Origin of the sequence: Candidatus Nitrosotalea sp. TS, from assembly GCF_011319465.1 — an archaeon.
GTDB lineage: Archaea > Thermoproteota > Nitrososphaeria > Nitrososphaerales > Nitrosopumilaceae > Nitrosotalea.
In genome coordinates this window covers 1-25,742 of record NZ_RCMB01000013.1, presented here as the reverse complement: position 1 = coordinate 25,742, position 25,742 = coordinate 1, and the positions used below count along the sequence as shown (strand labels likewise).

General features: G+C 40.2%; 20 protein-coding genes, 1 tRNA gene and 3 pseudogenes. 15 read left to right on the top strand and 9 right to left on the bottom strand.

Annotation, left to right across the window (positions count from 1 at the left end; genetic code table 11):
- The first annotated feature begins 42 nt into the window (after nucleotides 1–42).
- Nucleotides 43–351, top strand: a complete 309-nt coding sequence (locus tag DYY67_RS05965) for a hypothetical protein (protein ID WP_166391625.1) — start codon at nucleotides 43–45, stop codon at nucleotides 349–351.
- A 134-nt stretch (nucleotides 352–485) separates the two neighbouring features.
- Here the strand turns inward: DYY67_RS05965 and DYY67_RS05960 are convergent.
- Nucleotides 486–581: transfer RNA gene (locus tag DYY67_RS05960), tRNA-Ser, on the bottom strand.
- A gap of 111 nt (nucleotides 582–692) precedes the next feature.
- Here DYY67_RS05960 and DYY67_RS05955 point away from each other — a divergent pair.
- The 3 genes and pseudogenes from DYY67_RS05955 to fen all read left to right on the top strand — a co-directional run bounded on the left by DYY67_RS05955 (nucleotide 693) and on the right by fen (nucleotide 10,417).
- Nucleotides 693–836 (top strand): hypothetical protein, encoded by a 144-nt coding sequence (locus DYY67_RS05955; protein WP_166391623.1) that lies wholly within the window; start codon nucleotides 693–695, stop codon nucleotides 834–836.
- 492 nt (nucleotides 837–1,328) lie between these two features.
- Nucleotides 1,329–5,726 carry a fibronectin type III domain-containing protein gene (locus DYY67_RS05950; protein ID WP_166391621.1) on the top strand — a complete coding sequence of 1,466 codons (4,398 nt, stop codon included), beginning with the start codon at nucleotides 1,329–1,331 and terminating at the stop codon, nucleotides 5,724–5,726.
- Between the two features lie 3,665 nt (nucleotides 5,727–9,391).
- Nucleotides 9,392–10,417 (top strand): annotated as a pseudogene (gene fen, locus DYY67_RS05945) (flap endonuclease-1).
- A gap of 159 nt (nucleotides 10,418–10,576) precedes the next feature.
- Here the strand turns inward: fen and DYY67_RS05940 are convergent.
- Nucleotides 10,577–10,852, bottom strand: coding sequence for a hypothetical protein (locus DYY67_RS05940; protein ID WP_218584697.1), 276 nt, complete (start codon nucleotides 10,850–10,852; stop codon nucleotides 10,577–10,579).
- Between the two features lie 86 nt (nucleotides 10,853–10,938).
- Here DYY67_RS05940 and DYY67_RS05935 point away from each other — a divergent pair, with 86 nt between their 5' ends.
- Nucleotides 10,939–11,268 (top strand): hypothetical protein, encoded by a 330-nt coding sequence (locus DYY67_RS05935; RefSeq protein WP_166391617.1) that lies wholly within the window; start codon nucleotides 10,939–10,941, stop codon nucleotides 11,266–11,268.
- Nucleotides 11,269–11,536: 268 nt separating this feature from the next.
- The gene (locus DYY67_RS05930; RefSeq protein ID WP_166391615.1) at nucleotides 11,537–11,878 is read left to right on the top strand and encodes a hypothetical protein; all 342 of its coding nucleotides are present in this window, start codon (nucleotides 11,537–11,539) and stop codon (nucleotides 11,876–11,878) included.
- Between the two features lie 110 nt (nucleotides 11,879–11,988).
- Here the strand turns inward: DYY67_RS05930 and DYY67_RS05925 are convergent.
- Nucleotides 11,989–13,600: pseudogene (locus tag DYY67_RS05925) on the bottom strand (FAD-dependent thymidylate synthase).
- A gap of 35 nt (nucleotides 13,601–13,635) precedes the next feature.
- A complete protein-coding gene (locus DYY67_RS05920) occupies nucleotides 13,636–13,935 on the bottom strand; it encodes a hypothetical protein (RefSeq protein ID WP_166391613.1) in 300 nt (99 codons plus the stop codon).
- Between the two features lie 140 nt (nucleotides 13,936–14,075).
- Between DYY67_RS05920 and DYY67_RS05915 the strand changes: the two genes are divergently transcribed.
- Both DYY67_RS05915 and acs read left to right on the top strand, forming a co-directional pair.
- Nucleotides 14,076–14,897, top strand: a complete 822-nt coding sequence (locus DYY67_RS05915) for a CdvA-like protein (RefSeq protein WP_166391611.1) — start codon at nucleotides 14,076–14,078, stop codon at nucleotides 14,895–14,897.
- Between the two features lie 82 nt (nucleotides 14,898–14,979).
- A pseudogene (acs, locus tag DYY67_RS05910) lies at nucleotides 14,980–16,890 on the top strand (acetate--CoA ligase).
- Nucleotide 16,891: 1 nt separating this feature from the next.
- Here the strand turns inward: acs and DYY67_RS05905 are convergent.
- Nucleotides 16,892–17,386, bottom strand: a complete 495-nt coding sequence (locus DYY67_RS05905) for a DUF192 domain-containing protein (RefSeq protein ID WP_166391609.1) — start codon at nucleotides 17,384–17,386, stop codon at nucleotides 16,892–16,894.
- A 63-nt stretch (nucleotides 17,387–17,449) separates the two neighbouring features.
- The gene (locus tag DYY67_RS05900) at nucleotides 17,450–17,794 is read right to left on the bottom strand and encodes a hypothetical protein (protein WP_166391607.1); all 345 of its coding nucleotides are present in this window, start codon (nucleotides 17,792–17,794) and stop codon (nucleotides 17,450–17,452) included.
- A 121-nt stretch (nucleotides 17,795–17,915) separates the two neighbouring features.
- Here DYY67_RS05900 and DYY67_RS05895 point away from each other — a divergent pair, with 121 nt between their 5' ends.
- On the top strand, nucleotides 17,916–18,371 hold the full coding sequence (locus tag DYY67_RS05895) for a metal-dependent transcriptional regulator (RefSeq protein ID WP_166391605.1): 456 nt from the start codon (nucleotides 17,916–17,918) through the stop codon (nucleotides 18,369–18,371).
- On the opposite strand, the gene DYY67_RS05890 is transcribed toward DYY67_RS05895, so the two are convergent.
- The 3 genes from DYY67_RS05890 to DYY67_RS05880 form a co-directional block, all read right to left on the bottom strand.
- Nucleotides 18,372–20,177: a PINc/VapC family ATPase gene (locus DYY67_RS05890; RefSeq protein ID WP_166391603.1), complete on the bottom strand. Its 1,806-nt coding sequence runs from the start codon at nucleotides 20,175–20,177 to the stop codon at nucleotides 18,372–18,374. It abuts the gene before it with no gap.
- Between the two features lie 211 nt (nucleotides 20,178–20,388).
- On the bottom strand, nucleotides 20,389–20,709 hold the full coding sequence (locus DYY67_RS05885) for a response regulator (RefSeq protein ID WP_255492890.1): 321 nt from the start codon (nucleotides 20,707–20,709) through the stop codon (nucleotides 20,389–20,391).
- Nucleotides 20,710–20,851: 142 nt separating this feature from the next.
- Nucleotides 20,852–21,124, bottom strand: coding sequence for an Hpt domain-containing protein (locus DYY67_RS05880; RefSeq protein WP_166391601.1), 273 nt, complete (start codon nucleotides 21,122–21,124; stop codon nucleotides 20,852–20,854).
- Between the two features lie 66 nt (nucleotides 21,125–21,190).
- Here DYY67_RS05880 and DYY67_RS05875 point away from each other — a divergent pair, with 66 nt between their 5' ends.
- From DYY67_RS05875 to DYY67_RS05850, 6 genes are read left to right on the top strand one after another with little or no spacing between them, the layout of a single operon-like run.
- Nucleotides 21,191–21,475, top strand: a complete 285-nt coding sequence (locus DYY67_RS05875; protein WP_166391599.1) for a hypothetical protein — start codon at nucleotides 21,191–21,193, stop codon at nucleotides 21,473–21,475.
- Between the two features lie 26 nt (nucleotides 21,476–21,501).
- Nucleotides 21,502–22,254 carry a hypothetical protein gene (locus DYY67_RS05870; protein ID WP_166391597.1) on the top strand — a complete coding sequence of 251 codons (753 nt, stop codon included), beginning with the start codon at nucleotides 21,502–21,504 and terminating at the stop codon, nucleotides 22,252–22,254.
- Between the two features lie 59 nt (nucleotides 22,255–22,313).
- The gene (locus tag DYY67_RS05865; protein WP_166391595.1) at nucleotides 22,314–23,066 is read left to right on the top strand and encodes a sensor histidine kinase; all 753 of its coding nucleotides are present in this window, start codon (nucleotides 22,314–22,316) and stop codon (nucleotides 23,064–23,066) included.
- A 32-nt stretch (nucleotides 23,067–23,098) separates the two neighbouring features.
- On the top strand, nucleotides 23,099–24,514 hold the full coding sequence (locus DYY67_RS05860; RefSeq protein ID WP_255492888.1) for a TldD/PmbA family protein: 1,416 nt from the start codon (nucleotides 23,099–23,101) through the stop codon (nucleotides 24,512–24,514).
- Between the two features lies 1 nt (nucleotide 24,515).
- A complete protein-coding gene (locus DYY67_RS05855) occupies nucleotides 24,516–25,097 on the top strand; it encodes a uracil-DNA glycosylase (RefSeq protein WP_166391593.1) in 582 nt (193 codons plus the stop codon).
- Nucleotides 25,094–25,675, top strand: a complete 582-nt coding sequence (locus DYY67_RS05850; protein WP_166391591.1) for a DNA-3-methyladenine glycosylase — start codon at nucleotides 25,094–25,096, stop codon at nucleotides 25,673–25,675. The genes DYY67_RS05855 and DYY67_RS05850 overlap by 4 nt, the downstream gene beginning before the upstream one ends.
- Nucleotides 25,676–25,742: the final 67 nt, after the last annotated feature.

The following is a 25,742-nucleotide window of genomic DNA, read 5'->3' as shown; positions in this document are numbered from 1 at the left end:
GTATGTCACAACGTTAAATATTATGCATAAGAAAATACCGCTGTGAGCGATATCAGGCTAATACTGATAGGATCTCTAATTATCTTCGCAGGCTTTTATATTGCTGGCATGGCAGGCTCACAATATAATCAGATTTCTATACAAAAAAACCAGTTTGATGATTGTTATGATTATTCCTCTGGAACGGCAATACATGTTAATTGCGTACAACAAGAACAAGACGCGCTCCTGCATCTTGGTCTTGCATTGTGTATCATTGGAGGAGGCGTGTACCTTATCTTCAAAGGTATTAAGGGCAGATGGGATCAGAATGTAAAAAGTGATGAAATGGTTGGTCCAAAACATGACTGAAAATACAATGATTTTTTGATTATGTCACATGTCTTGGCGAAACTGACTTTGCACATGTAATATTTTCTGTATGTTGCTTTTGATTGATTCATAACGCGCATCTTGTATCAAGACCATGAATAAAAAAAGGTCAGCGCCAGGTAAGGGATTCGAACCCCTGAGTGCAGAAGCACAACCGCTACCTTGTATGTGATCTCGAGGCGGTCGCCGTACCGCTTGGCTAACCTGGCAACCTGTGAAGACTCGGTTTTGGGCACATAAATACAATGAGAATAAAGTGATCAGATGATCAAATACATAATAAAGGATATAAAGTAGATAATTTATCATAAGAACATCGCATGGAAACAATAACTAAGAAAACGGTATCCATCGAGTTTCAAGGAAAAAAATATACGCTTCAAGATGATTCCACCATTGATGATTTCCTGATGTATCTTAGATTGCCAAAAGACCAGGCTTGTAAGACTAGAATCAAAAAATGATGGTTTTGTCCTGATTTTAAAATAACTGAGGATTGGGCACAATTTATTTGAAGGCAATTGTCAATGTTAAGCTTGTGACATGCCAAGACATAGTCGTCTGGCACACGAGTTTGCAAACTATCAGGAGACTGGAAAATATACTCCGCCCTCAAATACTGACAATATTCTTCTTTTTATGATTTTTTATGCACCTATTCACCAAATTTTGCGTATTGTGATCAAATCAAACGATTTGGTTGTGTTGAACATGCAAGAAATATTAAAGTTGGACAGTATCTTGTATTGATGGACTAAGCCCATGAATGATAACTTCATCTTACATGATAGACAAGCAAGTAAAAGAAAGAAACTAGGATACTTGATGACGGAGTTTACAAAAATTACCTGCCTATCTTTTACCAAAGGAAGATCTATCTGTAACTGGGAATTAATTATTGTGCAGGAGATCTGGCACTGGAGGGTTTGCGAAAATAGAATGTGGGAAAATATGCTATGACACGACTTGCTACTGTCTTTCATTTTGATTCTTTCTGCAAGTCCATTCTAGTCTTTTCATTTATACTTCTCTTGGCGGGATTAGAAATTATACCTGTAGTATCATGGGCGATCATCAATGGACAGCCTGCCGCCACAGTTCTTGGACAACCAAATTTTACTTCAAAAGGGGAAAAGGACACTGCACAAAATACCCTGAACTCTCCACAAGGAAATGTTTTTGACTCGAGCGGAAACCTCTGGGTGGCAGACTCGCAGAACAACCGAGTATTGATGTATTCAAAAACAAACCTTGGTACAAATGGTGCTGCTGCAACAATGGTTCTTGGCCAGAACAGCTTTACATCAAAGAGCAACGACGAGGATCAGCTGTCTGCCTCTTCGCTTAACAATCCAGGCGGAATAGCATTTGATTCTGCAGGAAACCTCTGGGTGGCAGACTCGCAGAACAACCGAGTATTGATGTATTCAAAGGGAAGCGGATTTACAACTGACGAAGCCGCCACCGTAGTACTGGGCCAGAGTGACTTTGTATCAAATAACAACAATAGGGACCAGGGCAGAGATTGCGGCAATGACAATCATGACGATGACAATAATAACTGCCTGTCTGCCAGCACACTGAACAATCCAGGCGGAATAGCATTTGATTCTGCAGGAAACCTCTGGGTGGCAGACTCGCAGAACAACCGAGTATTGATGTATTCAAAAACAAACCTTGGTACAAATGGTGCTGCTGCAACAATGGTTCTTGGCCAGAACAGCTTTACATCAAAGAGCAACGACGAGGATCAGCTGTCTGCCTCTTCGCTTAACAATCCAGGCGGAATAGCATTTGATTCTGCAGGAAACCTCTGGGTGGCAGACTCGCAGAACAACCGAGTATTGATGTATTCAAAGGGAAGCGGATTTACAACTGACGAAGCCGCCACCGTAGTACTGGGCCAGAGTGACTTTGTATCAAATAACAACAATAGGGACCAGGGCAGAGATTGCGGCAATGACAATCATGACGATGACAATAATAACTGCCTGTCTGCCAGCACACTGAACAATCCAGGCGGAATAGCATTTGATTCTGCAGGAAACCTCTGGGTGGCAGACTCGCAGAACAACCGAGTATTGATGTATTCAAAGGGAAGCGGATTTACAACTGACGAAGCCGCCACCGTAGTACTGGGCCAGAGTGACTTTGTATCAAATAACAACAATAGGGACCAGGGCAGAGATTGCGGCAATGACAATCATGACGATGACAATAATAACTGCCTGTCTGCCAGCACACTGAACAATCCAGGCGGAATAGCATTTGACTCGAGCGGAAAACTAGCTATTGCAGATACAAACAATAATCGTGTGCTTGTTTATGACAATGTACCTGCACAAACGACAGCACCTGCAGCATCCGCCCTTGCCGGGGACAAGATCTCGCTATCATGGAACGCCCCCATCTCAAATGGCTACAGCATCACTGGATACGAGATTGATTCTTCGACAGACGGCGGTACCACATGGAGCCCTGTTGTTGCAAACACTGCTAGCAGCGCTACATCATATACAGTATCAGGTCTTACATCCGGTACGTTGTACCAGTTCCGTATCGAGGCAATCAACCAACTTGGCACGGGCTCTGCAGGAGTGTCATCACTTGCAGTGACAGCAGGCGATGTACCTGCACAAACGACAGCACCTGCAGCATCCGCCCTTGCCGGGGACAAGATCTCGCTATCATGGAACGCCCCCATCTCAAATGGCTACAGCATCACTGGATACGAGATTGATTCTTCGACAGACGGCGGTACCACATGGAGCCCTGTTGTTGCAAACACTGCTAGCAGCGCTACATCATATACAGTATCAGGTCTTACATCCGGTACGTTGTACCAGTTCCGTATCGAGGCAATCAACCAACTTGGCACGGGCTCTGCAGGAGTGTCATCACTTGCAGTGACAGCAGGCGATGTACCTGCACAAACGACAGGATTGACATTATCTATGACATCAACAACATCTGCTAGTCTCTCATGGATTGCCCCAATCTCAAACAGCTATTCCATAATTCAGTATGAAATAGATTATTCTACGGACGGAAACACATGGACCGAGGTACCAAATGCTAAACCTGTGCTGACATCATATACTGTATCCAGCCTTACATCAAATACGTTGTATTATTTCAGAGTATCTGCAATAAACGAACTGGGTACAGGCAATCCATCTTCACCAATTTCTACAACCACATTACCTCTATCTCCACCAAATATAGCAGCAACTACCGTATCTGATTCAAAGATCAATCTGTCGTGGGCTGCACCCTCCGGTACCATCACCGGATATAAGATAGAGCGAAGCATTGATGGCAGTACATGGTCAGCCGTGACATCAAACACTGGCACCGCCACCACATCTTATTCAGATACTGGACTTAACCCATCTACGACATACTATTACAGAATTTTTGCTATAGGGGATGGCGGTACAGGCAGCGCTTCATCTATTGCTTCCGCAACAACAACAACTACTGCTCCATCATCATTGTCTGCTACCTCGATATCTACTTCCCAGATCAATCTGTCGTGGGCTGCACCCTCCGGTACCATCACCGGATATGAGATAGAGCGAAGCATTGATGGCAGTACATGGTCAGCCGTGACATCAAACACTGGCACCGCCACCACATCTTATTCAGATACCGGACTTTTATCAAATACCATGTACATATACCGTGTTTCGGCCTTGAGTTCTGGAGGACAGAGTCTTCCTTCTGGAACCTCATCTACTGACACATACCCGGATCCACCGTCACCCATTTCCACTACTGCTAAGGCTGGAGAAAAAATATTGCTCTCTTGGACGCCTCCTTCAGGTACAGGACAGATAAGAAGTTACAAGATAGAGAGAAGTACAGACGGTAACAACTGGCCAAATACACCACTAGTCTTTACATTTTCCAACGCAACAGCCTATGTTGATTCAGGCCTCACGATTAATGACAAATATTTCTACAAGATTAGCAGCATCAATGCGGGTGATACTAGTTTGGCATCAAGTCCGACAGTCGGTACTGTAGCAGGCGATGTACCTGCACAAACGACAGCACCTGCAGCATCCGCCCTTGCCGGGGACAAGATCTCGCTATCATGGAACGCCCCCATCTCAAATGGCTACAGCATCACTGGATACGAGATTGATTCTTCGACAGACGGCGGTACCACATGGAGCCCTGTTGTTGCAAACACTGCTAGCAGCGCTACATCATATACAGTATCAGGTCTTACATCCGGTACGTTGTACCAGTTCCGTATCGAGGCAATCAACCAACTTGGCACGGGCTCTGCAGGAGTGTCATCACTTGCAGTGACAGCAGGCGATGTACCTGCACAAACGACAGCACCTACTATAATGGGACAACCTGGCGGAAGTGTGTTCCTGTCGTGGATTGCCCCAATCTCAAACGGCTATTCCATAATTCAGTATGAAATAGACTATTCTACGGACGGTACCACATGGAGCCCTGTTGTTGCAAACACTGCTAGCAGCGCTACATCATATACAGTATCAGGTCTTACATCCGGTACGTTGTACCAGTTCCGTATCGAGGCTACAAATGCATTAGGTACAGGCCTTCAAGGCCTTGCATCAAACACGCTCTCTATTGAAAATAATGGCCCACAAATAATATCGCTTGTTGCAGGAAATCCTGCATCTGCAGGATATTCATCAGGAGCCACGATAAATGTACAGTTCAACGAACCGACAAACCAACCAGCTGTTGCTACCAAAGGAGATTTGGACAATCTCTTTGCCTTTTCACAGCCCATTGGTACATCTTATACTGGGCAATGGCTAAGCTCGTCTGAATTACTTATTACAATAAAGACTTCGGTACAGACAGCGCCCACGACCGGTGCTAATGGGCTGACTCTAACCGTAAACGGGGCTGCAAACCTCAAGAGTGCAGACGGTACATCTCTTGCATCCACATCTACCTCCCCGCCACTCTCAGGATCATTTGGAACAATCCCAGGTCCATATATAACGACGCTGGCCGCATTCAATCCTACCGCGTCCAACGGTTATACAAGCGGAGTTACCATTACGATAAGATTCTCGGATGGTACAAACAGACCGGGAGGTACGACAGTTCAGGACAAGGCCGGAGTCGATGCATTGTTCTCATTCAGCCAGAACGGTCAGCCCTATTCACTGGGTACCAGACTACACAGGAATGTGGACAGAACCGAGCATATTTGTCATTACGGTTACAGATCCCGACGCTGTTCCGCCATCCATTGGAGCCCTTGTCGCAACCGTAAATCCAGACCAGGTGACAAATGCTGCAGGTACTTCGTCATTTTCCACATCTACCTCCCCGCCACTTTCAGGTTCCTTTGATGCAAGAGTAGGACCTGAAATAACCCTCTTTTCTGCGGATAATCCTGGAGGACTACATGGAGGATACCAGTCAACCGATACGATGACAGTTATCTTTTCAAGGCCGACAAATGGCTCCATCACATATCCATCCAATACGCTTGATACCGCACACGTAAATGATCTTTTTTCCTTCTCTCCAAAAATAGATGGTACATATACAGGACAGTGGACTGATGCCAAAACATTTGTAATTACAGCATCTACCACAGGCAGCAGCGTACCGGTGGTTGGTTCTACTACCATTACCGTTAGGCATACCGACGTGATATGCCTTTTAAACAGGGCCGAGAATACAATGTGCTCCACATCTACCTCACCACCCCTTTCAGGTTCATTTATCGCACCGGATGCTCCATTTATCGTCGATGCATCTGCATCAAACCCAAGTCATAATGGCTACCATGACGGCACACTCCTCACCATCGTCTTTTCGGTCAGCACAAACAAACCAACCGCAGGTTCTACTAGTACTGTGCTTGACACCGCACACGTAAATGATCTTTTTGCCTTTTCACAGCCCATTGGTACATCTTATACTGGACAATGGATGACCTCAAAGATATTTCTCATAAACGTGACAGATACTGCAGGAGGAGCAGACCCAACATCTGGTACGACAATAACATCTGAGACATCCGCCAATATCAAAAATGACAAGGGCAATTCCATATCCTCTGGTTCCTCTGCTGTCATAACTGGAAGTCTTGGTATTCGTCCTCCAGGTCCTTACATAGCGAATCTAATCGCCTCAAACCCATCAAACAACGGTCGGTATGATGCAGGCGATACCATAACGGTAGCGTTTAACAGCGACACAAACAGACCACTAGTGAAAACCACTGCAGATATTGACAACCTGTTTACTTTTAGTCAGGATAGTTCTCCCGTATCACTTGGTATTGCATATCACGGTACTTGGGTAACTCCATCTATGCTTGTAATAACCTTGGATGACACAAGTAAGGCAGATAACATAGAGGTAGGACACTTGCAACTGAAGGTAAAAACAAACCCTGTCTGCCTCCAAGATCGAGCCGAGATCTCAGATTGCTCTGCATCTATTTCTCCGCTGCTCACCGGAAGCTTTGGTAACCTGCCAGGTCCATCCATATCAAAGATAACTGCATCAAACCCATCTGGAACATCGGGATACTCTGACGGTGACACCATAACTGTACAGTTCAACGAACCGACAAACGAACCGCCATCTGGTACAGGCAGGCTGATTCTTGGCACCAACCAAGTCAACAATCTGTTTGCATTCTCACAGAACCTAGGCAATGCCTATACCGGACAGTGGATAGATCCGTCAACATTTCTTATTACAATAACGGATACTACCGGGGCTCTGCCACCGACCGTGGGATATCTCACAATATCTGTTCTCCAGTCTGCAAACCTGCAAAATGTGCAGGGAACATCACTTTTGTCAGACTCCACATCACCACCCTTGAGTGGAAGCTTTGATCTTGTACAGGGTCCGTACATAACTGCACTTGTTGCAGATAATCCAGATGGTAGCGGCTCGGGATACATTGACGGTGACACTATAACCGTACAGTTCAATGAGCCGACAAACGAGACAGCGGGAAACTCAGTACTGGATAAGGCGGCAGTAGACAATCTGTTTGCATTCTCGGCTTCCCTTGGAAGTGATTATTCTGGACAGTGGATAAATCCGTCCACATTCAAGATAACCGTAAATGATATCACGGGAAACGGCAGTCCGCAAATTGGTGAGACAACGGTCCAAGTAAATAATATGTGTATTAGGGACCAAGATAGAACTACTGCCTGTTCCCAGTCAGTCTCTCCTCTACTGTCAGGTACCTTTGGAATATTCGACGATATCATGTCCGTGTCAGATCACGCTACTGCCATTACGACACTTCCATCAGGAATAACTACATCGCTTAACCTGCCTAACGGAGTTGATGGACAGGTGCAATTCACAAGGACTGTCATAGGAAGCTCGACCTCATTCCAGTTCCTTGGAAACGCTACTGATATCACTACATCCAATGGTGCATCATGCGCATCAGGCTGCTTGATATCGTTTGTCTATACGGATGCACAGGCAGAAGCTGCAGGATTTAAACCGCTCAATGTAACTCTCTTCCATGATGCAAACAATGACGGCATCTTCGAGTCAAATGAGACCATACCAACCAGCATATTTCAGATCGGACCACATACGTATAATGCATCGTCAACAGTAACCTTCAACTCGCCATTTGCAATTGGAGGAATTGTACCTGTCACTGGTGGCGGTAGCGACGTGGTAGACATTCCTCCCACGATAAATGGCGTTGGAGTTGTTGCAGTCCCAATGCAAGGTAAAACTATGGTTAGTGGGTTTGGAGGAATCATGGCATCTGGGAGTCAGCAAATAATGACACAGACCGGCAGTCAGATCAGACTTGGGGTGCTCAGTACCTCGCCTTTTCATTCGCCACAATACCTGTCGTATGTTGCACTGTACATGAACCTGAGCGGAGCTGAGGACTCTGTATCGAACAGTGATACATACATAACGTATCAAGAACCGTCAGGACCTGTGATTATATCTGATCCTCACGGCTTTTTTGTACTTGGATCGGTCTCTGTAAGTTCCATACCAGTGCAGTCGAATCTCCAGACCGTTTTCAACTTTACCATTGCGAAACCAATGGCTACGGATGTCATAATACGCGCGGTAGACAAGAAGAATGCGTTCACAGATATGATATTCCAGAACGCTATAACGGCTATAGGAAATGCAGATATGCAGAAAAATAACACGCTAGCTGCGCCGCAGGAAATACTTAATACCACACAGAGTTCGGCCTTGCCATCTCCACAACTACAAACTGCCGTTCCGGCATGGATTAAAAACAATGCAGGCTGGTGGTCCCAGGGAAAGACAGACGATATGACATTTGTACATGGTATACAGTACATGGTACAGCAGGGAATAGTCAAACTTCCACCCTCATCGCAGTCTGGAACTGCATTATCTGATGCAAACATCCCGCAGGAAGTCCAGCAACACATTCCGGCATGGATTAAAAACAATGCAGGCTGGTGGTCTAGTGGTCAGATATCTGACAGCGATTTTGTCAGCGGAATACAGTATCTGGTAGATACCGGTGTAATCAAGCCATATTGATACCATTTATTTCTCCTTCGTGTACGCGCATATGGTTTCTATGCCGACTCGCTTACAACCAATATCGACGGAGAGACACAAATTGTACTAACAGTATCAAGGGGGGGGATCGACGTATATGTTGAGGAACAGAAAGAACCGGAATTTTCTGAGGTAATTGATGTAAAATTAGACTAGAAAATATGCTCAACCCTCAAATAATTGATAGTAGATAGTTTATTATTGATACTTTTAATTACTCACTAGGTAAGGCATTTTGACAAAGACTCGTGTATCAATTACCATTGATGGTGACATCGCAAAGGCAATAGAAAACTTATTATCGAGAAAAGGTCAAGATGGCAGCAGAAAAAGGCGAAGCTATACCTAAACTCTCAAACATTTACGAAGAGATAATCGAAAGAGGTTGGGAGTCTAAATCCGGGGCCAAGAAAAAATAGGAAAAGCAAAAATCCCCATACTCTAAACTAGAACTATGGGTTTAGATCTTAAAGCACTATGTGTTAGAGAAAAGACTAACCTAGAATCTTTTGCATCCAAAATTGTCGCAATAGATGCCTACAATGCAATTTATCAATTTCTGTCAATTATTCGCGGACCAGATGGCTTACCTTTGACTGACTATAGTGGAAAAATAACAAGTCATATCACTGGCTTATTTTACAGAAATATCAATTTCCTGTCTCTTGGGATAAAACCAGTTTATGTGTTTGACGGAAAGCCCCCGTCTCTAAAATCGGCAGAGATTGAACGAAGAAAGCAGATCAAAAAAGAAGCTACTATAAAATATGAAAATGCGATTAGCCAAGGAAGATATGAAGATGCAAAAAAGTATGCTCAACAAACATCAATTCTAAGGGATGAGATGGTTGAGGATTCTAAAAGACTGCTAAGCCTATTTGGAATCCCATCTGTCAATGCCCCTTCGGAAGGAGAGGCTACTGCAGCTCACATGACTATGACTGGACAGGCACACGTATCTGCAAGTCAGGATTTTGACTCGCTCTTATTTGGCGCAAAGAAGCTTGTACGAAATTTTACAAATAGTGGCAAAAGAAAATTGCCTAACCGAAATACTACAATAGAAGTGGAACCTGAAATTATAGATCTGGTCAAAACCTTGGATAGCCTGGCATAACACGGGAGCAATTAGTGGATGTTGGAATACTGATTGGCACTGACTTTAATCCTGATGGATTTGAGAGGGTAGGGACCAAAGACTGCCCTGAAGGCCATAAAACAACACGGCAGATTAGAGGAGATACCGCAAATTCAAGAAAAACTAGACAAAATTGACTACAAGCAGATAAGGGATATATTTCTGAATCCAAAAGTCGCGACCGTTTCTGAGCTAAAATTTGGAAATGTTGACTATCAAGGCATAATAGATTATCTCACAAGGGAGAGAAATTTTTCAATTGATAGAGTAGGGACATCATTGAACAGGTTGAAAAAGTCAGTAGAAAAGAAAAGTCACAATCTAGAACAGTGGATGAACTGATTGAAATCTAGCTGCAACTGGTTGCAAAAAACAGAAGACTGTTACGCCACTTTTTTAAAGCATGGTTGTACCGCACTAGTCAAGCATGAAAACTCTACATCTTGCAATAACTAATTCATGCATCAGACCAGAATTCTGCATTCGAAATACCTCTGGTGGTTAAATGTCATCGTGATATTCATCTGGAAAAATTTTCTTAATCAATGCAATCAATTCGTTTTTTCGTGTATATTCCAAACTAATCTCAAGACCATATTTTGTTGATTTTGGATGTAGTAGACCATCTTTGATCATTTTTTCTCCGATTTTATCGACTCTTTTAAAACCCTTTTTTCCTAAATTTCTTTGATTAAATCCTTTTTTGAGGTTCTCAAAACTAGTGTGACTCTCACCCCAATTGCCTCTCCTGTAAAGCTTGTAAACTAGGCGCGCCATTATTTCTTCATCAGTAAATTCAGACAAGTTCAGTTATAGTACCTTTGGTAGACACAAATAAATACTTTATACGCACAAAATAATGTATGGATACAACATTACTGATAAGATATCTCGGAGATACACCGCAACTTCGGATTATTGATTTTTTCCTAGATAACAGAAGCGACTATTCTAAAAAAGAGATCTTGGAGAGCACCGGAATGTCAAAAACAACTCTATACAAGGTATGGCCAGATATGGAACAGTTGAAGGTAGTCATTCCAGCAAGAAAATTCGGCAATACGACATTATTCAAATTGAATAGAGATAACGTAATAGTTAAACAAGTAATATCGTTAGACTCGGCACTGGGCAAGATGATAATGGAGCGCATGTCTGAATCAAAAAAACATTCCAAAGCCATAAGAGTCTAAAATCTTAAGAAATGAGTAAATTAACAAAACTTTTGAGCTGGCTAAAAATCTGATTGCAACTGGTTGCAAAAACTGGAAGAATGTTACGCCACTTTTTTAAACCACGCTTGTACCGCACTAGTCAAGTGTGAAAACTTTACCCAAATACATAATCATTGCAATCTCTTGCTTTTGTGCAATTGATCTTCTTTTCATTCAATCTAATTTTTTCCTGTCATGTGACCAACCAAGGAATTACAGTATGCTTCATACAATCTGTGAAAACCAGATGGGCATAACATTTCTCTTTAGTATGGCTGCAAGTATTGGTATTGCAGCTATCGTTGTAATATCTGCATTTTATTCCCCCAAGAAAAGTGTAATAATTGTTCTAGTCCTCGCAGGTCTGTATATATCAAATATTGTATTATACCCAGTATACACACTTTCTCTTGATGTAACACTGGCAACAAATTCTAGAATTATGCGTCCGATGACAAACACTGAGATGATAATGCACAATATAGTCAGAAGTCCATTGTGGTTGGTTGTACCTGATGCAGTACTAATCAGCTCGATTACTTGGGGCATGGTAGTATTGCGAAAAAACATAGGAAGAATACTGCAATGAAAATTCTCTCAATTGATAGAAAGCCATAAATTGGAACCAAAAAGGTGTGAACTTGATCCCACCGGTGGTTCAATTAAGATTGATTGAATGTTTACTCTACAAGGATTTTTTTATAATCGCTTTCGTTTTTCTTCGATTCTTTTTTCAGATTCCAATCTTTCAAGATTGTATTTTTTAAGATCAACATATCTGATTATCTGACTAAGATTTGGATGGATTTTTTTAATTGACTTGAACATTTCCTGAGCAACCTTGCGGTAATCCTGATGTCCTTGTGGAACCGTTCTTAGTTCTATTAAATGAGTAGCTTCTCTAAGATTCAATTTCATAAAATAAGGATATTTGTAAGCAAAGTTCACTACATACTGTGCCTGTTCTGATGTTTTTTGTCTTAACAAGTTAAAAACTTCCTTTGATTTGTACATGCAATCTTCAAAGTCTTTTCTTATTCCAAGTGATAAAATTTCTTCTGGAACAGAAAATCCATGATCTGTTGTTAACATTTGTCTCTCTAGAGTTAATACCCGATGTCTGTGAAAATCACGAAACATGCCAAAATTAGTCAGCAGATCAAATGTATACTCTGTCATTTCAAACCCTCTAGGAGGTCTATGACGTCTATTCTGCCTTAGGTCAGAAAAAGTTTTGATAATTTTCTTTCTTGCAGCAGGGTTCATCTTTTGTATCTGGGATAATATTTCATGGTATGACATACCTGAAGACTGTTCGTATAGCAACGCAGAGATTATCTTGTCCTCTGCTTTCTTTTCAGATTCGAATTCAATCATTTCCACTAGGAAATCTTTTGGCTTTTTAGGCGTGAGGTATTTCTTGTTGAATGTGACTGCAGTATCTTTTAGATCAGACAAGTAGCTTTGCAAGGCCTTACCATGTTTGTCATCGCCTCTTTTTACAAATGACTTGATAGTTGTATCTAACTCTTGATGCATCTTTGCAGCAATCTCTCTTTCTTCTTTTAGATTGGAAGAATACAGCACTGTGAGAAGATACTCAAATGCTCTTCCATTGCCGGTAATTCCAACATTTGTAAGAGTTGACGGCAGGTAATATTCCTCGTAGAACATCTAATGACTTTGCTTTTATTGTTGCATTGTAAATACGCGTAGCAGATTTGATATCTACTTCATCTCTGAGATGTGAAAATAAAACATCTTCTCCTGATGCATTTTTGAATTTTTGATTTTCTATCGGCTCTCTTTCCTGAATATATGATATCATTGATTGTATGTTTTTAGAATAAACGTCAAAATCTAAATTACAAGATTCCAAATACTGGTCAGCACATTTTGAATTCATTATGTCAGAGTCTCTAAAAAATTTGTATTCCCCATTAACTTTTTTATCCCAAGCTACATATCGAGAGGATTTTTCAAGATAAGACAATCCGATTCTACGGTCTTCGATTTTCTTTACTGCAATATTGGATAATCCTTCTATTGCAATTTGTGCCTCGCCAAGCTCCGCAACAGAATCATCTCCATATTCTAGCAAGACTTTGCTGTAAAATTCTTCTCCGCGATTTTCATTTTGCAGAAATTCATCAAGAAATATCTTTCGCATACTTTTGTCAGTTCTACTGTATCTTGACATCAGAGCTCCGCGATCTACTTGTCTTGGTGTTATTACTGCAAAAACAGAGTCGTCTGTATTGGAAAAGTGTTTTAGCAGGATCTCTTTTTCAGATTCAGAAAACTCTGACAACACGATTCGAAAGTGATTCAATTATAAATAATCTACTATCTTGTTATCTTGTCTTTTTTTCCGATTTGGATCAAATCTGTAGATCCTGTTTTCAATGTATTACGTCTTGATTGCCATCTAAGTAATACTTCTTTAAATGACTCTGCTTCTGACGCATCTTCTGTATACATCAAAGTTGTAACCCATTTTCCTTCTCCTGCAGTTCCACCCATTGAATTCATCCAAAAATTAGTTGGCATGTTTTCAAAGGCCTTGTGGTTTGGATCGCGGCTCATATCTATCCACCGTTTTGCAACAAAATGTAAGACTTCGTCTAATTCTTCCTTTGTAATCATTGTTGTACCATTACAATGCACGTGATTTTAAAATTACTAAATTTTCAAAAAGACAAGAAAACTTAGCTAAAATGATCTTACTAAAGTTGAAAACCTTGTTAACACTTTGTTGATTATATCAAAAATATGACAAGTGCCCAATGAGCAAAGAAGATGTCGAGTTTATCGGCAAGCAAGTTAAGGACATGTATGGCACTTACATTGGTAAGGTCATAGGAACTATCACCGACATAGATGGAAGTGTACAAACCGTAGGTGTCGACTGTGGTTCCGAAGGGCTAAAGCAAGTTCCATTTGAACAACTAGTCGTTCAGGGACAGTTTGTAATTTTCATTCCTAGATGGAGATTAGACGCCCAGCGATTGTTGAGAGAAAAGGGTCTTACATTGCGCCGAATTCGCGCGTTGATAGACATCGTATCTGAAAATGACGACATGAAGGAGGATGCTGAATTGATCCATGAGAAATACAAAATGAAGTTGCTAACTCTGGATGAGACCGAAAAACAAATCAAAGAAAAACTAGGGCACAGGCTGGCAGATCTTGACAGTCAGCTCAAATCAATCAGAATGCTAAGATTTGATGCCAAATTACAAAATAAAAGTAGTGAAATTTCTGATGCCAAGTATGAATCAGTCAAGACCCACACGGTTGAAATCATCGAACACATCGAGCACGAAAAGGCAGAGATAGTAAACATTCAACGTCGCATCAACGATCTTTCAGTTGATACTGTGGAGCGAACCGAAAGTCCAAAACAGGACGTTCATTCAGCTGCAGTTTCCTACCTTGGTAAGGCGGAAACTTCTCCCTCTCCTCAACCAAAGACGCCAATATCTACTGAAATGGTAGTTGGTAATACGAATTCCCAAACATCAACCCCCAAACCAGTTGCTATTGGAGCCGATGGCGAGGAAGAACCTCAAGACTCAGATTGGCTTAAGAGAATATCATCCTCTTGAGAATATCTGACGGGATGGGAAGATTCGCTCCTGCCTCCTTTCAAGCGAACCTTTTTTTTAAGATAAATACAACACACACTTGTTGGATGCAGAATATTCGATAGGTCTTGGAAATAATGATACTCTGACAAGAACTCGAGCAAATCACGATTATGTGAAATTCTGGGAAGAAGAAGCAAACAAACTTCATTGGTTTGAAAAATGGAATAAAACACTAGAATGGAATCCACCTTTTGCGAAATGGTTTGTAAATGGTAAACTTAACGCGTCTTATAACGCGCTTGACGTGGTAGTACAAAAGAATCCTCAGAAAAATGCTATACTGTGGGAAGGGGAAAACGGTGAGACGCGAATTCTCACATATGGTGAACTATTGAACTATGTATGTAAAGTGGCAAACTCTCTCAAATCGCTAGGGGTAAAAAAGGGAGACCGCGTTACGATATATCTGCCAATGATTCCAGAGTTGGTTGTTTCTCTGCTTGCGTGTGCAAGAATAGGGGCAATTCACACCGTCATCTTCTCTGGATTTAGCTCACAATCTATTAGAGATAGAGTATATGACTCAAAATCAAAGGTCATAATTACAGCAGATGGAGGATTCAGGCGGGGAACTGTAGTAAAGCTAAAGCAAGTCGTAGATGAGGCAATATCTGGTTTTGATTTTGTGGAAAATGTACTGGTATACAAACATGCTAAAATCCAATTACAGTAGGAAAAAAAGACAAGATATGGGCCGATCTGATAAACAACGCATCAGAACATTGCGAACCTGAAAAACTTGACAGTGCTCATCCGCTTTACATTCTATATACTTCGGGAACTACGGGAAAACCAAAAGGGGTTCTCCACGGAACAGGCGGATATTTGGTGCACCTTTACAGCACATTCAAGTGGGTTTTTGATATTCGCGAATCAGACATTTATTTTTGTACTGCTGATATTGGATGGGTTACAGGCCACAGCTATATTGCATATGGACCATTAATGCATGGTGCAACTCAAGTCATGTATGAAGGGGTGCTGAGTATTCCCAACGCCTACCAGAATTTGGGATTTAATTGAAAGATACAAGGTCACAATACTATACACAACTCCTACTGCACTGCGCATGTTCATGAAGTATGGGGATTCACTTCCAAATTCAAAAGATCTGTCTAGTTTGAGACTGCTTGGTACTGTAGGAGAGCCAATAAATCCAGAGGTATGGAAATGGTATTTTCAAGTAATTGGTAAAGTGAATTGTCCGATAGTAGATACTTGGTGGCAGACAGAAACTGGTGGGATAATGATCTCGCCAGTTCCGGGATTGGAGACAATGTCACTAAAACCGGGTTCTGCAACCGTGCCGGTACCGGGAATCAATGTTGATGTAGTTGATGAAAACGGAAATACCCTTCCACCTGAAACAAAAGGATATCTTGTAGTAAGAAATCCTTGGCCTGGAATGCTTCTTTCATTGTGGACAGACGATGAGAAATACAAATCTGTATACTGGTCAAAATACAAGACCATGTACTATCCGGGAGATTACGCAATTAAGGACAAAGATGGCTATTTTTGGATGTTAGGTAGAGCAGATGATGTTCTAAAAGTGGCAGGTCATAGGCTTGGGACTGCTGAGATTGAAAGCGGATTTGTATCTCATAAATCCGTAGCAGAGGCGGCCGTATGTGGAATTCCACACAAAGTAAAAGGCGAATCGATAATCTCATTTTTGGTATTGAAGGAAGGTGTAATCCCAAGTAAACAATTGGAGGATGAACTCATCCGACACATACGAAATGTAGTGGGACCAATTGCGACTCCTGATCAACTGTATATTGTTTCCAAGCTGCCAAAGACAAGAAGTGGAAAGATAATGAGAAGACTGCTAAAGGCTGTGGCAAACCATGAAAATATTGGTGACGTAAGTACATTAGAAGACGAAGCTGCAGTAGATGAGATTAAAACTACATTTGATGAATTAAGAAAAAACATTCAAAGAAACTAGATCAAATGGAGATTATCTGTAGTTTGGAGCTTGCTGTTATGTTGAACTTGCTAACAAAACCTGCAGTGACTTCTAGTACATACTTTGCTGGCTTACCTCCTCCGTTGTCCACAGTGCATGTTACAGTCTCAAGAGCTGACTGGCACGGTTGTACGTATTTTGCAATATGTACCACATTTCCGTTGCTATCAAACCAAATTACATCTAAAGGAAATTGCATGTTTGGCATCCATATTGGAATAACCTGTTCACTGTCCATCATAAAGATCATTCCTTGATCATAGGGTAATTGATCTTGAAACATCAAACCCCTTGACCTCTGTGCATCGGTTTCTGCCACCTGCACGTTTAGAGTCACATTATCTATCTTTACAACGCCTTCTGGAAATTTAACGTCGGCAAGTTTAGAGTCTGCAGGAATTGTTAATACTCCAACGATACCTATTATCACAGCTGTAATAGCTATTGGAATTAATACCTGGCCCCTTGTTGCCATAAAAATTATGAAGCATATCTAGTTAAAAACTAATGCAAAAAATATGTTAATTAAAAACTCGAGTTATCTCATTTTGTCTTTGATGTCTGATACATTTCTTGCAAAGTTCTTTGTTTCGTGACCTATATCTGATATGGTGGCGCCGTTGTAAACTTTGTCTAGATACTTACCGGCGATGATCATCGGAATGCCTGCAACAGTGGTGAACGGCTCTGGTGACAAGAATAGGATGAATCCTATTTTCTGAATTTTCTTCCCCGGTGCAGGTGCACGTTGCAAAGAACCCAAGGCTCTGGCAGTGCCTCTGTCATCCAAGGTTCCTAATGTGGAGTAAAGCTCGGCTCGTCTCTTGATGGAATCATTAATTTTCTTAATTTTATGAATACGCCTTTTAAATCCCTCATCCATTTGTCTCACATTTTGGTATTTGTAGTTAAGATTCCATGCAAAAGATCAATCACAATAAGGTAAAGATTTCTGATCAAAGGATTAGGTTATATCGCTTCAAGTATAATCCATGACCTATACTATGAAGGAGAAAAGAAGTGAAAGACTTGAATCTATCAAGGAGGCTCACAAGTCAACCAAAGGTGACTATTCCAGGGTGGAGGATTACTTGGAAGTAATATCGGAGCTTGTTGAACTAAAAGGACATGCAAATACAATTGATATTTCGAGGTATCTAAATGTCAGTGCACCGTCTGTTACAAAGATGCTTCAAAGACTTGACGAAAATGGTTACCTAGAATATGAAAAATACAAGGGAATAAATCTGACTGCAAAAGGTAGCGCAGTTGCATTTGCCATACGACAAAAACATGGAATTTTGCTAGAGTTTTTCAAGATGCTTGGTATAAGTCACGAGATAGCAAATCAAGATACTGAAGGAATTGAACATCATCTAAATCCTCAAACTATAAAGCAGCTCAGAAAATTCATCGTGTTTCTAAAGGAAAACCCAAAAATCTTGGAAAATTTCCAGTAACTAGTCGCGTGTTACTACCTTGATGTCATCTTTTGACATTATTGCATTAATTATTCTCTTTCCAGCACTAGATCTTTTGGCTATGATAATTCTGCCTCTTTTTCCGACTCTTGTTGATACCAAATGTCTATCCCTGACATAAACATCTGCACTCATTCCAGATTTGTTATCATCCACTTCTAATATCACGTTGTTTCCAGATTCTGTCATTTCAAACCATTCATTGTTTTCGCTACTTTCTGTTTTTGGCTCTACATCAATATGCACGCCTAAGTTTTTTTCAAGCTCATTGATTGTTGAGCCACCGCGACCAATCAGTGATGGTATGGAGTCTTTGTCAACTTTTACTCTTATGCTAGTGTTTGAAAGAATCTCAATTTCTGCGTTGGAGTCAAATCGCCTAATTACATCCTTTATTTTTGATTCAGCAAGCCTTTCAATTCCGCCACTTTTTGCCTCTTTTGATATTGGTATGACTATATTTTCTTCTCCATAAGTGTAAATCTCATATTCCAAAGAATGACTCTCAAAGTTCTTAACCTCAATCACTGGTCTTGCCAGATCTTGTTCAGTCATCCCGGTAGGTACTTTGACCTTGAATTCTAATTCGTATACTTTTGAGATCTGACCTGCTTTTACATATACGACAGTATCCAAAACATGTGGAATCATTCCAAGTTCTATCTTTCCTATGAATCGCTGGATTGCATCCAAGGGAGCATTTGCATGTACTACACCAACCATGCCGACTCCAGCTAATCTCAAATCTGCAAAGACTCGAAAATCATGATATCTTCGCACTTCGTCAAATATGGTATAGTCTGGTCGTACCAATAATAGTATGTCTGCCGCATTCTCAAAACTCCCATCAAGATGTGTATACTGTGTAATTTTTTCATCTACCTGGAGATCTCTTGGTGACTCGAACGTTTTTACAATTTTGCCTTTTTTAGAATAAAAGTCTGCAAGGCCTGATGCTAGTGTACTTTTGCCTGAGCCCGGTGCCCCTGCAATGAGTATTCCTTCTGCACTCTCAGACAGCCTGTTCATCAGTTTTTCGGATACATTGTACTGATCAAGTGATAGTCTGACAAGCGGATGAGTGATTGTAATTTCATAGCTGCTGGAAAATGGACGATGTGTTATTACTATTCTAAAATCGCGAAATTGTACTACAAGTGCACCGGATTTTGAAATTTCAATAACTCCAGTCTGGTTGATTCTTGAAGCCTCTAGGATCTCAGTAGTAATTCCTTCAAGGTATTCCTTTTCAAGCTTTTTGTCTTCAAGCTCCACTAAAGAAAATGCACCAGGCCTTCCACGTTTAGCCATGGGTTTTGCTCCCTCTTTGAGGTGAATGCTCATAGTTTGGGGATCAAAATATTTTTCAAATTCAAGATTTGCTATCTTGACCTGTGGTTTTGAGTAGCTAGTTTTTACTCCTTCTGCTTGTGCAACTAGAGCTTGTACGTAATCTGCTGTATAAAATGTGGCATTGTTTTTCTTTGCAATGTCTTTTATTATAGCATCAATTCTACCATGTCTTGCTAATTTGATATCATCCATGCTTGGGCGCTCGCCTTCAAATCGAAGCACAATGTTGTTTTTTTGCACCAAATCGCGAATCTTCTTTATCTCCTCCAAGCCAACAAATCCATAGTCTTTGTTTTGTGAAGCTTGGGATTGAAGTTCGTCTAAAACTGCAACAGGAATAATTATTTCACAATCCTTGAGATTTCCCGATTCGATTAGTTTTGTTATCTCTCCGTCTATTATGATACTTGTATCTACTACTATCTTTTCCATTATTATCTAGTCAGGATATTTAGTACCTTTTAATCATACCTGTATTTTGTCCAGATAGTATGCCTTTTCAACCATGCAATGTTGCAGTTAAAGTCACTACTATGTGGAAAGGATTGTCACAATATCCTATATGTCGAAAAAAGATGGACTCGATTAAAACTCGATCTACGAATGAAATATTTCTGATATTTTGTGCAGCACGTCCTCAAAATTAAATGGCTTGAGGATATATGCTACTCGCGCCAATTCTTATGCATTCTCTCATTGTTACTTGGTTGTCGCTCGCAGTAATCATGATCACCTTTGGCATCTGGTCTGTATGCGTGATTATCTCCTTCAATACTGTAAGGCCATCTTTTTTGGGCATGGCAACATCCAAAAGCACAATGTCTGGATTTGTTTTTTTAAACTGCTCAAATGTTTCGAGGCCATTTGATGCTTCCGCCACAAATTCATGCTTACCTATGATCAAAATATCCTTTAACACCATTCTTATGGCATCGGAATCGTCAGCTATCATTATTCTGGCCAATTATTACATATCCTCATGTTTGGTATTTAAGTTCAAAAGTATCCTACCAATCTGATATCTGGGGAAATTTATCCTGTACTTGTTTCTTAAAAACAGACTAGATCGTAAATATTCAAACCGCCATAAGATCTTCTTCATATCTTCAACTGTTTTGACTATGACTTCGCAAGAGTCCAGGTAACGGACCTTTGCTTACTATGTATCCTAAAATGGAATCACTGGTTTTTGCCAACTCTCCAATTTTTTCTTGTCCCATCATGGGTGCTAATCCCTTGATTTTATGGAGATGTGCCTTGATATTCTGAGAGTTCTTGAATATGTGTTCGTCGCTATCGCAATGCAAGACAATTCGTTCTAATTCATCCAATTCTAATTGTATTTCTTGTCTTGCAACCTTTAGGAACTCGTCAGACATTTTAACTAATTACCAGCTCTCTTTTATACAAGCTTTTATAGGCTTGCACTTGGATTTCTTATCAAATTGAAGATTACGCAGAAAACATATCTGTTACTAGGGATAATAATTGGAGTTTCTGCCATTAATCTATTTCTTCTATTTTCAATCTCTCAAGAGAACCTCAATGTACTTCATTCCATCAGTGATGCAAGCAATCTGAAGGTTATAGTTGAAGGCATCTCTGGTACAGCTAATTCTATTGCAAGTGGTAATGAAGCAGATAGACAAACATTAGCAGATGAAATTAATACTTTTAATCAAACTTATGAGATTCTAGGGACTGGAGGAACATTTCAGGGTACACCATAGTTGCCACTCCATCTGAATTACAACCAATGTATAACCAAGTTGGAAATTCATGGCAAATCTATAGACAAGATGCTGAAAAAATCCGACAAGAATCTGTCTTTGATCCAAAAGTGGAGAATGCGTTGGCGTATATCTTGGGTAAAAATGGTGACTTGATTTCACTAACAAATGGAGTTGTAAATGATCTAGCGCCATTAGATAGGAATTACAATCTCCATAAGATGATTGCAACCGAAATGGTAAGCATTGCACAAGATATAGGACAAAAAACACTGCTAATTTCTATTGGTGAGGGAGGAAACTCTACTGATGCTATAAAAAAAGACACAATAACATTTGATGGAGATCTTAAGACTCTTGAGGGCATACCTTTGGATGGTCCTGATTATGCAAAGTATGGTGTAAAGCAAGAAAACCTGCAACAAATTCCAAGAGAAAACTCTGACTCGTTGAGAAATCTTGATCCGTTGTGGGAAGCAGAACAAGCTAAAATATTGTATGTTGAAAATAATACATTAATTTCAAAAGAATTTGGTTCCGCACTCATGAATCTTAATTCCCAACGCGGAGTCCTGCTTGGTGACACTTCGCAATTTGTGGATGCTTGGAATAAATTCATTGATTCGGAATTAAAACAAAATGTCATAATAGTTCAAGGTTTGATAATTGCAGACATTGCTGTATTTGTAACTGTAATACTCTCGATTAGAAAATCACTAAATCCTCTACATGCAGCTTACAACTGCAATTGTAAGAATAAGAGAAGGTTTCTATGGTGAAAAAATTGATTATACTTCTAACGATGAGATAGGGTATTCTTGCTGAAGCGGTTAACTCAATGTCAAGCACTATTCAAAAGAAAGAAGAAGAATCCAAAAAGATTGAACTTGCAAAAGATGAATTTCTTGCTATGATAACTCACGAATTGAAAACCCCATTGGTTCCAATCCAAGGGTATTCTGACATGTTATTAGGTGAACATCTGGGACCGTTAAGTAAGAATCAAAAAGATAGACTGCAAGTGATTCGATCAAGTGCTGTATCTCTATTACAATTAATATCTGATCTACTTGACGCGCAAAAACTAGAACTAGGCCAGCTCAGAATAAAAAAATCAAATAATGATCTAAAAGAAACAATTGAAACTACGGTAGTATCTATGCAGCCACAAGCTCTTGCAGATCAAATAAAACTGACGCACAATCTAAACCGCACAATTTATGCTAATTATGATGATGAAAGAATAATACAAGTACTTACAAATCTAATTAAAAATAGTTTAAAGGCAACACTGCCTAAGATTGGCAAAATTGAGATATCTGTTGAAGAAAATCCAAAAGAATTCATAGTTTCAGTAAAAGATAACGGGAGAGGAATTCCTAATGAAGCGATTGATAATGTATTCAAGAAATTCTATCAGGTGGATACCTCTTCTACCCGTGAATCTGGAGGAAGTGGTTTGGGATTGTCTATATGCAAGGGAATTGTCGAGGCACATGGTGGAAGAATATCGGTACAAAGCAAAGTCAATGAAGGATCCATGTTCTCATTTACCATCCCGAAAAGTGAATTTTCAAAAACACCATTATAAGATAAAATACCTGCACACTAATCTTTCAAGTATTGCTGGAAGATTTTGCAGATAAAGCAGTTCAACTTGCACTCAATCGTGGAGCACAATACTGTGATGTTAGGGCGGAGATGACCAAAAGTAATGGGTTTTTGCTTGAAAATGGGCAGATTGAACATTTTTCATCCAAGTCTGAAAATGGGTTAGGAATACGCATACTTGCAGATGGTGCATGGGGGTTTTACTCCATATCAAATCCAAAATCAATGGACGAATTAAAAGAAGGCGTAATTAGTGCAATAAAGAGTGCATTCCACTACGCCCAAACAAAGAAACAAAAAGTAAAGCTGGCTGAAACTCGTGCATACGTGGATACTGTGGATTATACAGTAATTGAAAAACCTACAATTGAAGAAATGACAAAACTGGCGTTTGAATGCGATAAAATAATTCGAGCAAGAAAGAGAATAAACAAATCATCAATTCATATGCACCATGATGAACTTCATAAATACTTTGTAAACAGTGAAGGTGCAAAAATAACTCAAAACAACGATGATACTATTGTCAACCTGTCTGCTACTGCTAATGAGTCAGGCCTTTCAGAAACTGTGAGTGCAACAGAAGGAGGTCGTGGAGGAATGGAAACAATTACGGGAAAAGATAACGTACTAAAAAAATCTGATTCTATATCTGAAAAGGCAGACAAGCTAATAGATGCAAGACCAGCAAAAGAAGAAAAAACAACTGTTGTTATGAATCCTGATTTTGTTGCATTATTGGCACATGAAATTTTGGGACATCCATCAGAAGCTGACAGAGTACTTGGAAAGGAAATGGCATGGGCCGGTGGTGCGTGGTGGTCTGGACATCTTGGAACAAAAATAGGTTCAACCGAGCTTAATGTAATAGATGATCCTCTGATACAATCCAGCTTGGGATGGTACAAATATGATGATGAGGGTGTAATGGCATCTAGAAAATCTCTTGTAAAAGACGGTGTTCTTGTTGGTCATATGCAGAGTAGGGAAACTGCGTCTCTTTTTGATACCATGCCAAATTCTGCGATGCGCGCCACGGGATATTCATTTATGCCATTAATACGAATGGCGTGCACTTGTATTGGTCCTGGTAATTGGAATCCTGATGAGTTGATAAAAGATGTAAAGTCTGGTTATTTGATTTGTGATATGAAGGTGCCATCTATAGACATGATGCGGTATAACTGGAGTATATCATGTCAGTATGCACAAAAAATTGAGAATGGGGAATGTAAAGAATTGTTAAGAGATGTTATTGTAATGGGAAATGCTCCTGACTTTTTCAATTCAATTGATGCACGCGGTAAGGATTTTACTGTGCGACCAATAATAAATTGCGGCAAAGGTGATCCTATGCAAATAATGAGAATGGGAAATGGCGGACCTCATATTCGTGGTGTAGCCACTGTTAAGAGCGTGGGGACATAAAATGTCTGATGAGATTGCTAATCTGAGAAAAACTGTTGTTTCGTGCATCTCTTGCGAATTGTCTAAATCAAGAACAAATGCGGTGCCAGGTTCTGGTAGTGTTAAAACGGGGGTAGTGTTTATTGGAGAGGCTCCAGGCCGCACAGAAGATATTCAAGGTATGCCCTTTGTAGGCACTGCCGGCAAGATACTTTCAGAAGCACTGCTGTATGCAGGATTTACACGCGAAGATGTTTACATTACAAATATTGTAAAATGCAGACCTCCTGATAACAGGAGGCCAAATAAACAAGAAATGGATTCGTGTAATGGTTATCTGCAAAAAGAGATTGAGATCATTCGACCTAAAATCATCTGTGTATTGGGAAATACTGCTTTTGGTTCATTGTTAAATGGAAATGAGATAACAAAGAATAGGGGAAAAATAATTAAAAGAAATAATCAGCTATATTTTGTCACGATACATCCAGCAGCTATAATATACAACCAGGATCTGCGTCAAGTCCTAAAAGATGATTTGAAGACTTTATTTGATATTCTTGACAAGATAAAAAAGGGAATCCCAATAGACATTAACGAATGAAGACTATCCCACGCTCATTTTATGGAAAAGATACCGTTGATGTAGCTAAAAATCTATTGGGTAAGTTGCTAGTTAGAAGAATTAACGGAATGATAATTTCTGGAATTATTTCTGAAACTGAAGCCTATAGGTACAAAGATGATCCTGCCAGTCATTCGTTTGGAGGCAGGACTGAAAGGAACAAAGCAATGTTTGGTGAAGTGGGAAGGGCATATGTCTACTTTACATATGGAATGCACTATTGTGTAAATGCTGTTGCAAAAGATGAAAAGTATGATGCAGGTGCAGTATTGATACGAGCCATTGTTCCAAAGGATGGGATTGAATTTATGATAAAACAACGTAAAATGGATGTAATCTCTAATCTTGCAAACGGTCCTGCAAAATTGACCCAATCTCTCAAAATAACAAAACTGCAATATGGTGAAGATTTGACAAAAGTATCAGCGTTGTATATCGCTGACGGCATAAGTGTAAAAAGATCTATAATTGAATCAAGACCTAGGATTGGAATTAAAAAGGCAACAGACAACCTGTGGAATTTTAGTGTACCAAAAAACTATTTTGTAGATTATTGAGATGATGGTGAAGGTCTGACTTCTAAAGTAACAATAGGTCCATTGCGACTTATCTTGGTTGATCATG

Bases quoted from the DNA above. Each gene is read 5' to 3' on its own strand.
- DYY67_RS05955 (WP_166391623.1), top strand. From the start codon at position 693: ATGGAAACAATAACTAAGAAAACGGTATCCATCGAGTTTCAAGGAAAA.
- DYY67_RS05950 (WP_166391621.1), top strand. From the start codon at position 1,329: ATGACACGACTTGCTACTGTCTTTCATTTTGATTCTTTCTGCAAGTCC.
- DYY67_RS05940 (WP_218584697.1), bottom strand. From the start codon at position 10,852: ATGGCGCGCCTAGTTTACAAGCTTTACAGGAGAGGCAATTGGGGTGAG.
- DYY67_RS05935 (WP_166391617.1), top strand. From the start codon at position 10,939: ATGGATACAACATTACTGATAAGATATCTCGGAGATACACCGCAACTT.
- DYY67_RS05930 (WP_166391615.1), top strand. From the start codon at position 11,537: ATGGGCATAACATTTCTCTTTAGTATGGCTGCAAGTATTGGTATTGCA.
- DYY67_RS05920 (WP_166391613.1), bottom strand. From the start codon at position 13,935: ATGATTACAAAGGAAGAATTAGACGAAGTCTTACATTTTGTTGCAAAA.
- DYY67_RS05915 (WP_166391611.1), top strand. From the start codon at position 14,076: ATGAGCAAAGAAGATGTCGAGTTTATCGGCAAGCAAGTTAAGGACATG.
- DYY67_RS05905 (WP_166391609.1), bottom strand. From the start codon at position 17,386: ATGGCAACAAGGGGCCAGGTATTAATTCCAATAGCTATTACAGCTGTG.
- DYY67_RS05900 (WP_166391607.1), bottom strand. From the start codon at position 17,794: ATGGATGAGGGATTTAAAAGGCGTATTCATAAAATTAAGAAAATTAAT.
- DYY67_RS05895 (WP_166391605.1), top strand. From the start codon at position 17,916: ATGAAGGAGAAAAGAAGTGAAAGACTTGAATCTATCAAGGAGGCTCAC.
- DYY67_RS05890 (WP_166391603.1), bottom strand. From the start codon at position 20,177: ATGGAAAAGATAGTAGTAGATACAAGTATCATAATAGACGGAGAGATA.
- DYY67_RS05880 (WP_166391601.1), bottom strand. From the start codon at position 21,124: ATGTCTGACGAGTTCCTAAAGGTTGCAAGACAAGAAATACAATTAGAA.
- DYY67_RS05870 (WP_166391597.1), top strand. From the start codon at position 21,502: ATGTATAACCAAGTTGGAAATTCATGGCAAATCTATAGACAAGATGCT.
- DYY67_RS05865 (WP_166391595.1), top strand. From the start codon at position 22,314: ATGTCAAGCACTATTCAAAAGAAAGAAGAAGAATCCAAAAAGATTGAA.
- DYY67_RS05855 (WP_166391593.1), top strand. From the start codon at position 24,516: ATGTCTGATGAGATTGCTAATCTGAGAAAAACTGTTGTTTCGTGCATC.
- DYY67_RS05850 (WP_166391591.1), top strand. From the start codon at position 25,094: ATGAAGACTATCCCACGCTCATTTTATGGAAAAGATACCGTTGATGTA.